This window comes from Polaribacter litorisediminis, from assembly GCF_019968605.1.
In the GTDB taxonomy this organism is placed as follows: Bacteria; Bacteroidota; Bacteroidia; order Flavobacteriales; family Flavobacteriaceae; genus Polaribacter; species Polaribacter litorisediminis.
This window is the reverse complement of record NZ_CP082966.1, coordinates 2,279,065-2,292,733: the sequence shown is the minus strand read 5'-3', so window position 1 is coordinate 2,292,733 and position 13,669 is coordinate 2,279,065. Positions and strand designations below refer to the sequence as shown.

The following is a 13,669-nucleotide window of genomic DNA, read 5'->3' as shown; positions in this document are numbered from 1 at the left end:
TATAAATTAGGCCTCAATCCCCCGAAATCCCTAATTCCCAATCCCCAATTACTAAAAGAATAGTAAATAAAAATGGAAAAGAAATTAAAAAATAAAGACGTGACTACTCAAACATCACCAAGCCCCGATCACCAAACCCTTGCCACCAAACCCCGTATCGCCATCATAGGTTTAGGCTACGTAGGTTTGCCACTAGCAAGATTATTTGCAACAAAATATCCGGTGGTAGGTTTTGATATCAATACAGCTCGCGTAAAAGAATTAATGACGGGAGTAGATGCCACTTTAGAGGTTTCCGATAAAGTTTTGCAAGCTGTATTGGTGGATGCCTTAACAGATGAAAATGGACTTTTATGTTCTACTTCTCTAGAAGATATCCGTACTTGTAATTACTTTATTATTACAGTACCAACACCAGTAGACAAAAATAACAGACCGGTATTAACTCCTTTAATTAAGGCGAGTGAAACTGTTGGTAAAGTGCTAAAAAAAGGCGATATCGTTATTTATGAATCTACCGTATATCCTGGGGCAACAGAAGAAGAATGTATTCCGATTTTGGAAAGCGTTTCTAATTTAGTTTTTAACCAAGATTTTTATGCGGGGTATTCGCCAGAACGCATCAACCCAGGAGACAAAGAACATACGGTAGAAAAAATATTAAAAGTTACTTCAGGCTCAACGCCTGAAATAGGGATAAAAGTAGATGATTTATATAAATCAGTCATTACAGGGGGTACGCATTTAGCGCCAACAATTAAAGTAGCAGAGGCTGCAAAAGTGATTGAAAACTCGCAAAGAGATATCAACATCGCTTTTGTGAATGAATTGGCTAAAATATTTGCACTGATGGATATTAATACCCATGATGTTTTAGAGGCAGCAGGTACCAAATGGAATTTTTTACCTTTCAAACCAGGTTTGGTTGGTGGCCATTGTATCGGGGTAGACCCTTATTATTTAGCACAAAAAGCACAGGAATATGGCTATCACCCAGAAATTATATTAGCAGGAAGACGCTTAAACGATAGCATGGGTCAGTATGTGGCTTCAGAAGTCATTAAATTGATGATTTCTAAAGATCTCAGAATTAAAAATGCCAAAGTTTTAGTTCTGGGTATTACCTTTAAGGAAAACTGTCCAGATGTACGAAATACAAAAGCAGTAGATGTCATTGCAGCCTTAAAAGAATATGGAACGGACGTCACTATTTTTGATCCTTGGGCAAATCAAGACGAAGTTATGCATGAGTACAATTTAAATTCAACCAAAGTATTGCCGAATGAAAAATTCGATGCGATTGTATTGACGGTATCTCATAAAGAGTTTTTGGAAATCGATTTTTCACAAATTAAACATGACAATTCGGTGGTCTATGATGTCAAGAATATTTTAGCACCAGAGGTGAAAACTAAAACATTATAATTGAAAAACTTTGCATTAATAGGAGCTGCAGGATATATTGCACCCAGGCATTTACAGGCAATCAAAGAAACCAATAATATTTTATTGACGGCTTTAGATAAATTTGATAGTGTTGGTGTCATGGATCGGTATTTTCCGAATGCAGACTTTTTTGTTGAATTTGAACGTTTTGACAGGCACATCGAAAAGTTAAAACGCCAAGGAACACATTTAGACTATGTAAGCATTTGTACCCCTAATTATTTACACGATGCACACATCCGTATGGCTTTAAGAAGAGGTGCGGACGCCATTTGTGAAAAACCATTGGTTCTGAACCCTTGGAATGCAGATGCTTTAAAGGATATTGAAAAAGAGTCCGGTAAAAAAATATATACTATTTTACAATTACGATTGCATCCAAGTATCATCGCCCTAAAAAAGAAAATAGAAACTGCCCACAAAAACGGAAAGTATGATGTAGATTTAACCTACATTACTTCTAGAGGCAAATGGTATGATATTTCTTGGAAAGGTGATGAAAGCAAGTCAGGAGGAATCGCTACAAATATTGGTGTTCATTTTTATGATATGCTCTCTTGGATTTTTGGAGAGGTCCAAGAAAACAGCGTGCATCTTAGAGAAAAAGACAAAGCTGCAGGATATTTAGAATTTGAAAAAGCAAGAGTGCGTTGGTTTTTGTCGATTGATGAAAATTCGCTTCCTACAGAAATTCAAGAAAAAGGGCAAAGAACCTTTCGTTCCATAAAAATTGATGACCAAGAATTAGAGTTTAGTGAAGGCTTTACGGACTTGCATACGAAGAGTTATTCCGAAATTTTAAAAGGAAATGGATTTGGACTTGAAGACGCTACAGCATCCATAAAAATTGTGCATGCTATTAGGAATTTGACAAAAGTACATACAGGAGAAAAACACCCTTTTATTCAATAGGTATTTATCTTAAATTTGCAAAATTAAAAAATGCAATAATTAGGACAGTATACAAAGGAGATGAGGTTAAAGAATATAGCAATAAACAGCATTTTGTGTAGCAATTGTTCAAAAATAATTAACGAATAATAAAAGGGTTGCATTCTTTTTTATTCATTCAGAATTAACCCTATATTTGCCATCCAAAATCTGGAATAATTCAGAGTGATGAAAGTCCTTTTTTAAGTAAGATGTTTATTCTGCTCGTACTTGAAAAAACTTTATAAACTTAGTTTTATTGCGTATTTCAAAAGCTGCTATTATACCTAGAGTTCTCATTAAAAATGGGACTCAAGAGGGCGAAGCCGTGCAAGCTGTCAGCAAATATTCTTAAGTATACATTAAAAAAATCTTAAATTTGAAAGTATTTTGGTACGCTTTACGCACCAATTCCAGGTCAGAAAAACAGGTGCATGAAAGGCTCCAAAAGCAAGGTTATGAAAGTTTTTTACCTTTAATGACCACCATAAAACAATGGAGCGATCGAAAAAAGAAAGTAGTAGTGCCTTTAATATCTTCTTATGTGTTTTTGCAAGGAACTCCTAAAGATTTATTAAATGTTGTTAAAATTCAAGGAGTTGTAGGTGTTTTAAGGTATTTAGGCAAACCCGCCATTGTACAGGAAGATGAAATAAACAATTTAAAAATTTTAACAAAGAACAGCGAAGGTGCCAAGAAAATAACTCCTCGTAGTTTGGCTAATTATGCGGCAGTAGAGGTGGTAGATGGACCCTTTAAAGGTTTAAAAGGAGTATATATGGCAACGAGTGGAAAACAAAAGGTAATCGTGCAAGTAGATGTTTTAAATAGTTTTACGGAAGTCACACTACCTTTTGAGCATATTAAAGAAATTGTAGTATAAATTTTCTTCATAAGATTGCAGAAAGCTTCTAATAAAGTAACTGCTAAAAAACTAAATACGCATCAAATAAGAATACATAATTGAAAAAAATAAGGTACGATGCTATTTGTTTGAATAAATAAAAATAGCTTCCTAAAACAATCTGATAGAGATTCCTGATGGTAATTATATGATTAAATTAAGTAAAAGGCACCTCGCAAAAACAATCACTTGGAGAATATTAGGAACTATAGATACGATTGTACTCTCTTGGTTTATTTTAGGGGATTTTTCGATGGCTTTCAAAATAGGTGGTTTTGAACTAATTACTAAAATGTTGCTTTATTATTTTCATGAACGTTTGTGGTTTAAATCTAAAATAATTGAAAGTAATAAGCGACACATTTTCAAAACATTTTCATGGAGAGCAATCGGTACGTTAGATACCATTATTTTAAGTTGGATTATTTCGGGAAACCCATTGGCCGGGTTAAAAATAGGTGGTTCTGAAGTGGGGACTAAAATGATTTTATATTATCTTCATGAAAAATTATGGTATCGTATTAATTTTGGACTGGATAAGAGACTTAAAAGAATGAAAGAAAAACGAGGTATGGCGCAAAAAATGAATCAGATATGAGTAATGTATTTCAGCAAGACTATCAAATATCAAGAAAAGATAGGCAAAAATTGCATCAACATAATTCCTTCTTAATTTGGTTTACGGGACTTTCTGGCTCTGGCAAGTCTACTTTAGCCAATATCATTGAGCACGAGCTTCATCAATTAAAAATTTCAACATATACTTTAGATGGTGATAATATTAGGCTTGGTATTAACAAAAGTTTAGGGTTTTCAGAAGAGGACAGAAAAGAAAATATTAGAAGAATTGCGGAAATCTCGAAATTATTTGTGGATGCCGGAATTGTAACGCTTGCAGCTTTTGTTTCTCCCTACATAAAAGATAGGGATAGCATTAAAGCAATTTTAGGAGCAGAAAATGTCATTGAAATCTATGTGAATACTTCTTTAGCTGAGTGCGAAAGGAGAGATGTAAAAGGACTCTATAAAAAAGCAAGATTAGGAGAGATTAAAAATATGACAGGTCTTACAGCGCCATATCAAGCTCCTATAAATCCAGATCTAGAAATCATTACAGATAATGTTACCATAGAGCAATCTGCAAAAAATATTTTAGATTTTATATTAACAAAATTAACTTTAAAAAATGAGTAACTACATCATCAATCATCTTAGAGAATTGGAGTCAGAAGCTATTTTTGTCATAAGAGAAATAGCTGCCCAATTTGAAAATCCTGCTTTACTTTTTTCAGGAGGAAAAGATTCAATTTTGTTAACCCATTTAGCAAAAAAAGCTTTTTATCCAGCAAAAATACCTTTTCCTTTAATTCATGTAGATACAGGACATAATTTTCCGGAAACCATTGAATTTCGTGATCAGCTTGTTGAAAAACTAGGTGTTAAATTGATTGTAGGCTCGGTACAAGAAGCTATTGATAAAGGCCGCGTTAAAGAAGAAACGGGGGCCGATGCTTCTCGTAACGCCTTGCAAATTGTTTCTCTTTTAGATACTTTAGAAGCTCATAAAATAGATGCAGCGATGGGGGGGGCTCGAAGAGATGAAGAAAAGGCACGAGCTAAAGAACGTTTTTTTTCTCATAGAGATGAGTTTGGTCAGTGGGATCCCAAAAACCAGCGACCAGAATTATGGAATCTTTTTAACGGACGTATGAATTTTGGGGAGCATTTTAGAATATTTCCAATTTCGAATTGGACAGAAATGGATGTTTGGGAATATATGAAGCTAGAGAATATTGAATTACCAATGCTTTATTTCTCGCATCAACGTGATTGCGTGGTGAGAGATGGCGTTATTCTCTCGAATTCTGAATTTATCAAATTAAAAGAAGGAGAGAAGGTGGTGAATATGACCATTCGATATAGAACTTGTGGTGATATGCCAATTACAGGCGCAGTAGAATCTGAAGCGGATACTCTTGATAAAGTTATTGAGGAGATTGCAACAACCAGAACAACCGAGCGTGGAGGTCGAGCAGATGATAAACGTGCGGAAACAGCTATGGAAGATCGTAAAAAACAAGGTTACTTTTAAAAATAAAATAGGATAGAATCATGGATTATCAAGATATAGAATTGCTTCGATTTACCACTGCAGGAAGTGTAGATGATGGCAAAAGTACTTTAATAGGCCGTTTGTTATATGACAGTAAATCTATCTTTCAAGATCAATTAGATGCTGTAGAAGCTTCGAGTAAGAGTAAAGGATTTGATTATGTAGACTTATCTCTGCTAACAGATGGGTTAAAATCAGAACGGGAACAAGGAATTACCATCGATGTAGCTTACAGGTATTTTGCAACACCCAAAAGAAAATTTATAATTGCAGATACACCAGGACACATCCAGTATACTAGAAATATGGTTACAGGGGCTTCTACAGCCAACCTTGCTATTATTTTAATTGATGCACGAAAAGGAATGTTAGAGCAAACGCATCGCCATTCTTTTATTGCTTCTTTGTTGCGTATTCCACATGCGATTGTATGCATCAATAAAATGGATTTAGTAGAGTATAGCCAAGAAGTTTATGATACTATTGTGCAAGATTTTAAGGCTTTTTCCTCAAAACTAGCAATTGCTGATGTTCAGTTTATTCCTATTTCCGCCTTAAACGGAGATAATGTGGTAAATCGTTCAGAAAAAATGGATTGGTACGAAGGGAGCACTTTAATGTATCATTTAGAAACAGTCCATATTTCTAGTGATTATAATCATGTAGATTGTCGTTTTCCTATTCAGTCTGTGATTAGACCTCACACACATGAGCATCAAGATTTTAGAGGCTTTGCAGGTCGTATTGATGGAGGCGTTTTTAAACCAGGTGATAAAATTAAAGTATTGCCTTCTGGTTTCATGTCTACCATCAAAACAATCGAATTAAACGGAGAACAAATTCAAGAAGCATTTGCACCGATGTCGGTAACGATGACTCTAGACGATGAAATTGATGTGAGTAGAGGGGACATGATTGTTCGAGAAAATAATGTCCCTGAAGTGGGCCAAGATATCGATTTGATTGTAACTTGGATGAGCACTGCTCCTTTACAATTAAGATCAAAAGTGGTTATTAAACATACCACTAATGAATGTGTTGGCTTAATTAAAGAATTAAAATATAAGATAGATATAAACACACTTCATAGAATAGAAAATCTTGACAGCATTGGTATGAATGATATCGGGCGTATAACTATTAGAACTTCGAAACCACTATTTTATGATGCTTATAAGAAAAACAGACAAACCGGAAGTATTATCATTATTAATGAGCAAACAAATGAAACCATTGGAGCTGGTATGATCATATAAAAGGACTATGAATTCATTATTAGAGACAAGTATTAAGGCAGCTTTAGAGGCTGCGAAAGTAATTTTAGACATTTACCAATCAGATGATTTTGAAGTTGAAATTAAAGGGGATAATTCTCCTTTAACAAAAGCTGACAAAGCCTCTCACAGGGTGCTAGTTTCTTACTTAGAAAAAACCGGAATACCGATTCTTTCTGAAGAAGGAAAAGAAATATCGTATGAAGAAAGAAAAGGTTGGAATCAATTATGGATTTTAGACCCTATAGATGGCACTAAAGAGTTTATCAAACGAAACGGAGAGTTTACTGTAAACATTGCGCTTGTGGAAAATCAAATTCCAATTTTAGGGGTAATTTATTTACCTGTACTGAAGGAATTATATTTTGCAGAAAAAGATTTTGGAGCATTTAAGTTAAATAATATCACCGAATTTTCTTCTGTATCTAAAATTATGGAAAAAGCGAGCTCATTGCCTTTAGATTTAAAAAAAGAAAAATATACAGTAGTCGCTAGTAAATCTCATTTATCTAAAGAAACAGAAGATTATATTGAAGAACTCAAAAAGCAACATGGGGAGGTAGTCACTCTTTCTAAAGGTAGCTCTTTAAAACTTTGTATGGTGGCAGAAGGTGTGGCTGATGAATATCCACGTTTTGCACCAACAATGGAATGGGATACGGCAGCTGGGCAAGCTATTTGCAAATATGCTGGTAAAACAGTGTATGACCATAAAACACAAAAAGAGATGTTGTATAATCGTGAAAGGCTTTTAAACAATTGGTTTTTGGTAAAATAGTTAAGCTTTTATGGAAGCTTTATTAAAATAAAATAGAAAATGAAAATATTAGTTACAGGTGCAGCAATGTTTATCGGGCATCACTTATCTAAGAAACTTCTAAAGTTAGGCCATGAGGTAGTAAGATTAGATAATATTAATGATTATTACGGTGTTCATTTAAAACATGAGCGACTGCAAAAACTAGGCGTTTCAGAAAGTGAAATCCAATACAACAAAAGCATCAATAGTCATATATAATGAAAAAATGATATGTTCCTAACTACTGAACTCAATAAATCTTTATTATTAACTGACCTTACGCAAGAATAATTTGCTTTTAAGATATTTATAGATTATATTGTTAATAACTCAGATACTAAAAAAGATGGATAATTTTGTTGATTTATATACAGATTACTTGATAAGTTCAAGTTCTTACACGACAGCAACAGGAATGGCATCATTACTTTCAATAAAACACGACAAAATAACACGAGCATTAGGGACAGGTGTTTACGACAGTAAATTTCTATGGAAAAAAGCAAAACCTTATGTTGAAGAATTGACTCAATCTAAAGAAACTATCATTTTAAGTTTTGATGATTCTATACAAGAAAAACAATATACAGCTGAAAGTGAGCTTAACACTTGGCATTTTGACCATGTATTTGGAAGGTCTGTAAAAGGGATTAATTTCCTAACTGCTTTAGTGGAAGTTGGGGGTATGCGTATACCATGTGGCGTAGAGTTTATAAAGAAAGATCTTTGGGTTACCGACAAAAAAACAGGGAAGAAAAAGCGTAAAAGTAGTAAAACTAAAAATGAACTTTTTAGAGAAATGCTGGAAGAATGTAGTAGTAAAATACACTTTGATTATGTTTTGGCTGATAGCTGGTTTTCTTCGGTAGAAAATATGATTTGTTGTAAAAAAACATTGAAAAACGATTTTATTATTGCCTTAAAAAGCAATCGAAAAGTAGCCTTATCATTAGAAGATAAGCAAAATGAGACATACGTAAATATTAAAACATTACAGCCAGGACAGCAGACCGTGGAAGTTTGGTTTGAAAAACTAGACTTTCCGCTGTTGCTTACAAAGCAAGTTTTCAAAAACGAGAATGATACAGTCGGCGAGTTGTACTTGGCTTGTAGTGATTTAAGTGTATCGTATGACCAAATAACTACAATCTACAAAAAACGGTGGGCAGTAGAAGAATATCATAAATCAATTAAAAGCAACACAGGTTTTGCTAAATCTCCAACTAAAAAAACAGCAACACAAACGAATCATTTTGTCCTGTCAATAATAGCGTATATAAAGTTGGAGTGGCTGAAACAAAGAACAGGAAAAAATCACTTTGCAATGAAAACACAAATCTATTTAGCAGCACAACAGGCTGCTTATAATGAACTCAAAAACTTATCAACAACTAAAGCTGCATAATTCCATTTTTGGGGATTTGTTTGCGTAACATGAGTTATTAAAAAAATAAAAAAATGAATATAGACTTTATAATTCCAAATAAAAATCAAGGCTGGGCATATCCTCTTATTAAATGGAAAAAAGAACTAAAGAAGAAGGGCCTAGATGTGAATGTTGTAGCAAAACCAAATTTTAAAAATAAAAGAGATATTGTTATTCTCAGCAGTAGATTTTATAGAAATAAATATGAAACAAATAATATATTTTTTGAAAACCTTAAAGAGGATGTAAAAAGAGATACGGATAGATTAAGAAAATTTGATTCAAAAATAGTATACTATGATCTTTCAGCCTCCCCTGGAAGTAAAGAGTTATCTGTAATTAATGATGTAGATCTGTTTTTAAAAAGGCAACTATATAAAGACAAAGATATTTATACACATACGTACCATCCTAATCGAATTTGGTTAGAAGGAGAAAACTCTTGCCATGGAATAAGTAAGGATCAACTGCATAAAATAAATTTGGGGTGGAATTTAGGTTATCAAGATTATGCCAATTGGCCTCTATTTAATCCTAATAAATTCAAGTTATTTTTTTTTAATAATCCTACCTTCATTTCACCTATGGCAAGAAGAAGCATAACAGCTTCTTACCGTGGGAAAATGGCGGGACAAACTGTGCCGCAAAGGAAAGGTGTTGTTGAAACTCTTAAAAAATTAAATAATCAAAATCCAAAATCTTTTGTTACCGGATCAGTGATAAATAAAAATAAGTATATCAAAGAAGTCCAAAATACAAAAGCGATGATAAGTCCATTTGGCTATGGAGAGATTTGCTATAGAGACATGGAAGCTTTTATAAATGGATGTATTTTAATAAAACCCAATATGGATCATCTTGAAACTTTCCCAAATTTTTATATTAAAAATGAAACTTACATACCTACAAAATGGGATTTGAGTGATCTAAAGGATATATTACTTGATGTTGATAAGAATTATGGAGACTACTTAGAAATAGCCAAAAAAGGACAAGAACTCTTTAAAAATAATTATTATAACTTTGATATATTTTATAATCACTTTGAAAATATAGTTAATAAAATCTCAAAATAAGATAATCTTATTAATGTCGGCAGATAAATTCACACCTTGGTCCCCAATAGAAACGTAATATTATCGACATTTTTAAAGGGCAAAATTTTCTAGAGATCACCAATCGGTTCAAAACCGACCTGGATTGTAAAGAATATCTATCAGCTTTAAAAGATAAAACCGATTATAAATGTTTAAAATGCAACCATAAAGCCTGTCAAAGAAAAGCTGATTTCTCAAGATAATTCAACATGTGTAATCATCGAGAACCAGCTACAGCAAATACATTATTCCATAAGGGTAAATTTGTTTTACGTAAAGCTTACTTTTGTTTTGAAATGTCAACAATCACAAAGAGTTTGTCTGCTAGCTATATGTGAGCTTGCTCTGGTATTACAGAAAGAACAGCTCATTTATTTATACTAAAATTTGGAGAGGCTATAGTTTAAATGAAAAAACACCTTTTGTAACTAGTGAAAATGTTTATTACCCAATTAGTATGTATGCTGCAACTAAAAAGAGTAATGAGCTCATGACACATATATTTAGCCATTTATTTGGTGTCGAAACAATTGGATTAAGATTTTTTGCTGTTTATGGACCGTGGGGAAGACCTGATATGGCAATGTTTCTATTTACAGATGTAATTTTAAACAAGTAACCGATTAAAGTCATCAATATAAGTGAACTCTTTAGATACTTAACTTATATTGATAACATAGTAGAAGGTATAATCAATACCATAGAAAAGGAAAATCCAAATAAAAGTCTTTACAATTTATAGAATATTCGAAACGGAAGCTCTGTAAAACTAAATGATTATATAACAGAAATTGAAAAAGCTTTAGGAACAGAAGCTAAAAGGATATTAATGCCCGTGCAGCCCGGAGATGTAGAACAAACCTAGGCAGATGCAAGTGCCATTTACAGAGATTATAGTGATAAACCAACCACAAACATTAAAAAAGAGATAGTTGAATTTGTGAAGTGATATAAAAACTATTATAAAAATATATAAATGAACAAAAATATTTTAATAACGGAGGAGAAGGATTTATTGGAATAATCGTTTTAACTTGTTGCTTGGTCCTCTCGTTGTTTGTGATCATGACGACGAGGTAATTCCAATTTCTAGCCAAATTTTTCTGGTTAAAATTTTTAATAAATTTTTAATATGATACCTGTTACAAAACCGTTCTTACCTCCAAAAGAGGAGGTATTTCAATTGCTTGAGGGAGTTTGGGAGCGAAAATGGCTCACCAATAATGGGCCGCTCTTGAACGAATATGAGATTCGATTAAAAGAAAAGCTCAAATTGAATCATTTACTGGTAACCAATAATGGCACTATAGCTTTACAAATAGCAATTAAGGCACTTGGTCTAAGTGGAGAAGTGATTACAACCCCATTTTCGTATGTCGCAACAACCAGCAGTTTGGTTTGGGAAAATTGTAAGCCAATTTTCGTTGATATAGACAAGAATACATTTAATATCGATCCAGAGAAGATAGAAAGTGCTATCACACCAAAGACTTCTGCTATTTTGGCCACTCATTGTTTTGGAAACCCATGTGACATTGATGCTATTAAGCTGATAGCCGATAAGCACGATTTAAAGATAATATATGATGCTTCACACTGTTTTGGTACTCAATACAAAGGTAAGAGTGTATTAGAGTTTGGAGATATCAGTACGCTTAGCATGCATGCTACTAAACTCATTCATTGTGTTGAGGGTGGCGCAGTTGTAACCAAAGATCCTGACTTGCTTAAGAAAATGGCTTATATGAGGAACTTTGGGCACGATGGGCCGGAGAGTTTTGCAGGTGTAGGAATAAATGGGAAGAATAGCGAATTTCATGCGGCGGCTGGTTTAGCCGTGCTAAAGTATTCAGATACAATACTGGAAAGCAGGAAAAATCAAAAAGAATATTACGATAAGGCTTTAGTGAATCTTGATGTTCAAACACAATTGGATACCAAAGACTCTTCCCCAAATTACTCATATTATCCTGCAGTTTTCAGTAATGAGGAACGGGCTTTAGGTGCAGTGAAGCAATTGAATTTAAATGAAATTTATCCGCGAAGGTATTTTCATCCTTTGCTGAGCTCATTAAATTATGTTGATGTTAAAAATCAATTACCTATTGCGAATAAAATAGCGAAAAGCATTTTGTGCTTGCCTATGTATTATGGCCTTTCTAAAGTGGAACAAGATTTTATCTCAAGAATTTTATTAAGATCTAAAAACTATGGAGTTTGATAGCAGCTGGGGCTTCTAGACACAGTAACGATTTATTGGGTTTTATAGTAGATCAAGCGTTCAAAGATAAGCAGCCAATTTATTTTTTTGATGATACTCCTAGTCAAGATTCTAAATTTTTTGGGTATGCGATTTTAAAGGACTTGGTATCGGTTCGTAAGATTTTCAATAAGATTGGTAATGATTTTGTTCTAGCTGCTGTCTCTCCGAAATCTAGATTAGTACTTTATAATAAAGGATTATAAATTGGTGTTAACTTAAGGTCAATAATATCAGATTAAGCCATAATAGGTGGCTATAATGTTACATTGAAGAGTTGTTGAACATTGTACCAAAGACTTTTATTTCAAATAATATGACTATTAGGAAAGGTACTTTAGTAAATACAGGAGCTTAAATTCATCATTATGTTGTTATAGAAGATTTTTGTGATTCACCAATGGCATTGATTTTAGATGGTGTAGAGATTAAGTATTTATGCAGTATAGGTGCTAATTCCACAATACTTCCGGACATTAAGATTAGAAGCAATTTGATCATTAGGGCAGAGTCTGTTGTAGCCAAGAATGTTCCAGAGAGTAGTTTAGTATGGGGTTCCATGAAGGGTGTTAAGAAAGATAAATTAGTTATCTCTACGGAAACTCAGTTTATAAGTCTTAGTAAATAGTTGGTTAGTTAAGAACATCTTTAGACTTCTATCATATTTTTGAATGTTTAAAACAAATATTTTTGTCATGCACCCCTCTCTTGCTCCCTTACATGAATTTACTGAATTATTGAAAGGTGTATGGGAATGAGGTATACTAACTCACAACGAACCTTTAATGCAGCAGTTAGAAAAAGAAATATGCCAAAAAACAGGTGTAAATCATTTTTTATCAGTTCCAAATGGAACAATAGCTATATAAATGAAGCGAGAAATTATTACCACCCCCTTTACATGGATAGTAACTGTAAGTGCTATATTATGGGAAGGCTTCGAACCTGTTTTTTGCGATATAGAATCAGATACGTTAAGCATAGACCCTAAAAATAGAAGAAAAAATTACTGATAAAACGTTGGCAATTATGCCTATAAACGTATTTGGAAACCCATCTGACGTTGAAGTTATTTTTAAGATTGCTAAAAAAACATGGCTTATTCTAAAACAAGCTTACCTGGTACAAAATTATTTAATACGGCAGAAGGTAGAGGATGTATCATAACTAACGATGTACTTTATGACAAGTTAAAAAGAATCTACTTTTTTGGGTATAATGATGCTAAAGATATTGTAGAAGAAGGCTTTAACGGAAAATTAACTAACATTCATAATGCTTTAGGCTTAGCAAATTTAAAGTATTACGACCAAGCTTTAGAATACCGTAGAGAAAAGTATATTAAATACAAAGAAGCTTTGAGTAAACTTGAATTTGTAAGCTTTTAAGAACTAAAATTGGGTGAACTCAATTATTCGCA

The 13,669-nt window shown here is 33.2% G+C and carries 16 protein-coding genes and 2 pseudogenes; 17 read left to right on the top strand and 1 reads right to left on the bottom strand.

The genetic code is table 11. The features are described from left to right. Window positions 1-72 precede the first annotated feature (72 nt). The 15 genes and pseudogenes from K8354_RS09915 to K8354_RS09845 all read left to right on the top strand — a co-directional run bounded on the left by K8354_RS09915 (window position 73) and on the right by K8354_RS09845 (window position 12,455). On the top strand, window positions 73-1,425 hold the full coding sequence (locus K8354_RS09915) for a nucleotide sugar dehydrogenase (RefSeq protein ID WP_223439261.1): 1,353 nt from the start codon (window positions 73-75) through the stop codon (window positions 1,423-1,425). Beyond that, the gene (locus tag K8354_RS09910) at window positions 1,426-2,358 is read left to right on the top strand and encodes a Gfo/Idh/MocA family oxidoreductase (RefSeq protein ID WP_223439260.1); all 933 of its coding nucleotides are present in this window, start codon (window positions 1,426-1,428) and stop codon (window positions 2,356-2,358) included. A 397-nt stretch (window positions 2,359-2,755) separates the two neighbouring features. After that, window positions 2,756-3,259: a UpxY family transcription antiterminator gene (locus K8354_RS09905; protein WP_223439259.1), complete on the top strand. Its 504-nt coding sequence runs from the start codon at window positions 2,756-2,758 to the stop codon at window positions 3,257-3,259. Window positions 3,260-3,428: 169 nt separating this feature from the next. Beyond that, on the top strand, window positions 3,429-3,878 hold the full coding sequence (locus K8354_RS09900) for a DUF2061 domain-containing protein (RefSeq protein ID WP_223439258.1): 450 nt from the start codon (window positions 3,429-3,431) through the stop codon (window positions 3,876-3,878). Continuing rightward, window positions 3,875-4,474 carry an adenylyl-sulfate kinase gene (cysC, locus tag K8354_RS09895; RefSeq protein ID WP_223439257.1) on the top strand — a complete coding sequence of 200 codons (600 nt, stop codon included), beginning with the start codon at window positions 3,875-3,877 and terminating at the stop codon, window positions 4,472-4,474. The genes K8354_RS09900 and cysC overlap by 4 nt, the downstream gene beginning before the upstream one ends. Next, window positions 4,467-5,372, top strand: coding sequence for a sulfate adenylyltransferase subunit CysD (cysD, locus tag K8354_RS09890; protein ID WP_223439256.1), 906 nt, complete (start codon window positions 4,467-4,469; stop codon window positions 5,370-5,372). The genes cysC and cysD overlap by 8 nt, the downstream gene beginning before the upstream one ends. A 20-nt stretch (window positions 5,373-5,392) precedes the next feature. After that, window positions 5,393-6,649, top strand: coding sequence for a sulfate adenylyltransferase subunit 1 (locus tag K8354_RS09885; RefSeq protein WP_223439255.1), 1,257 nt, complete (start codon window positions 5,393-5,395; stop codon window positions 6,647-6,649). 7 nt (window positions 6,650-6,656) lie between these two features. After that, the gene (cysQ, locus tag K8354_RS09880; protein ID WP_223439253.1) at window positions 6,657-7,445 is read left to right on the top strand and encodes a 3'(2'),5'-bisphosphate nucleotidase CysQ; all 789 of its coding nucleotides are present in this window, start codon (window positions 6,657-6,659) and stop codon (window positions 7,443-7,445) included. Window positions 7,446-7,484: 39 nt separating this feature from the next. Further along, entirely contained in the window at window positions 7,485-7,685 is a 201-nt protein-coding gene (locus tag K8354_RS09875) for an NAD-dependent epimerase/dehydratase family protein (RefSeq protein ID WP_367890407.1), read from the top strand. Window positions 7,686-7,812: 127 nt separating this feature from the next. Next, complete coding sequence (locus K8354_RS09870) at window positions 7,813-8,871, top strand: IS701 family transposase (RefSeq protein WP_223439252.1); 1,059 nt, start codon at window positions 7,813-7,815, stop codon at window positions 8,869-8,871. Between the two features lie 53 nt (window positions 8,872-8,924). Further along, the gene (locus tag K8354_RS09865) at window positions 8,925-9,968 is read left to right on the top strand and encodes a hypothetical protein (RefSeq protein WP_223439250.1); all 1,044 of its coding nucleotides are present in this window, start codon (window positions 8,925-8,927) and stop codon (window positions 9,966-9,968) included. A gap of 62 nt (window positions 9,969-10,030) precedes the next feature. After that, a pseudogene (locus K8354_RS09860) lies at window positions 10,031-10,390 on the top strand (IS1595 family transposase); the annotation flags it as partial. Beyond that, complete coding sequence (locus K8354_RS18830; protein ID WP_223439248.1) at window positions 10,330-10,608, top strand: NAD-dependent epimerase/dehydratase family protein; 279 nt, start codon at window positions 10,330-10,332, stop codon at window positions 10,606-10,608. The pseudogene K8354_RS09860 and the gene K8354_RS18830, both read left to right, overlap by 61 nt. 513 nt (window positions 10,609-11,121) lie before the next feature. After that, entirely contained in the window at window positions 11,122-12,210 is a 1,089-nt protein-coding gene (locus K8354_RS09850) for a DegT/DnrJ/EryC1/StrS family aminotransferase (RefSeq protein WP_223439246.1), read from the top strand. Further along, window positions 12,207-12,455 (top strand): hypothetical protein, encoded by a 249-nt coding sequence (locus K8354_RS09845; protein WP_223439244.1) that lies wholly within the window; start codon window positions 12,207-12,209, stop codon window positions 12,453-12,455. Before K8354_RS09850 ends, K8354_RS09845 begins: the two co-directional genes overlap by 4 nt. A gap of 160 nt (window positions 12,456-12,615) precedes the next feature. Here the strand turns inward: K8354_RS09845 and K8354_RS09840 are convergent, their stop codons facing one another. After that, a complete protein-coding gene (locus K8354_RS09840; RefSeq protein WP_223439242.1) occupies window positions 12,616-12,810 on the bottom strand; it encodes a hypothetical protein in 195 nt (64 codons plus the stop codon). A gap of 308 nt (window positions 12,811-13,118) precedes the next feature. On the opposite strand from K8354_RS09840, the pseudogene K8354_RS18825 reads away from it, so the two are divergent. Continuing rightward, window positions 13,119-13,416 (top strand): annotated as a pseudogene (locus tag K8354_RS18825) (DegT/DnrJ/EryC1/StrS family aminotransferase). After that, entirely contained in the window at window positions 13,344-13,637 is a 294-nt protein-coding gene (locus tag K8354_RS18620) for a DegT/DnrJ/EryC1/StrS family aminotransferase (protein ID WP_254713019.1), read from the top strand. The pseudogene K8354_RS18825 and the gene K8354_RS18620 overlap by 73 nt, the downstream one beginning before the upstream one ends. Window positions 13,638-13,669 lie beyond the last annotated feature (32 nt).

Coding starts and splice junctions, on each gene's coding strand:
- cysD (WP_223439256.1), top strand. CDS start 4,467: ATGAGTAACTACATCATCAATCATCTTAGAGAATTGGAGTCAGAAGCT.
- K8354_RS09885 (WP_223439255.1), top strand. CDS start 5,393: ATGGATTATCAAGATATAGAATTGCTTCGATTTACCACTGCAGGAAGT.
- K8354_RS09915 (WP_223439261.1), top strand. CDS start 73: ATGGAAAAGAAATTAAAAAATAAAGACGTGACTACTCAAACATCACCA.
- cysC (WP_223439257.1), top strand. CDS start 3,875: ATGAGTAATGTATTTCAGCAAGACTATCAAATATCAAGAAAAGATAGG.
- cysQ (WP_223439253.1), top strand. CDS start 6,657: ATGAATTCATTATTAGAGACAAGTATTAAGGCAGCTTTAGAGGCTGCG.
- K8354_RS09900 (WP_223439258.1), top strand. CDS start 3,429: ATGATTAAATTAAGTAAAAGGCACCTCGCAAAAACAATCACTTGGAGA.
- K8354_RS09840 (WP_223439242.1), bottom strand. CDS start 12,810: ATGGAACCCCATACTAAACTACTCTCTGGAACATTCTTGGCTACAACA.
- K8354_RS18620 (WP_254713019.1), top strand. CDS start 13,344: ATGGCTTATTCTAAAACAAGCTTACCTGGTACAAAATTATTTAATACG.
- K8354_RS09865 (WP_223439250.1), top strand. CDS start 8,925: ATGAATATAGACTTTATAATTCCAAATAAAAATCAAGGCTGGGCATAT.
- K8354_RS09870 (WP_223439252.1), top strand. CDS start 7,813: ATGGATAATTTTGTTGATTTATATACAGATTACTTGATAAGTTCAAGT.
- K8354_RS09850 (WP_223439246.1), top strand. CDS start 11,122: ATGATACCTGTTACAAAACCGTTCTTACCTCCAAAAGAGGAGGTATTT.
- K8354_RS09875 (WP_367890407.1), top strand. CDS start 7,485: ATGAAAATATTAGTTACAGGTGCAGCAATGTTTATCGGGCATCACTTA.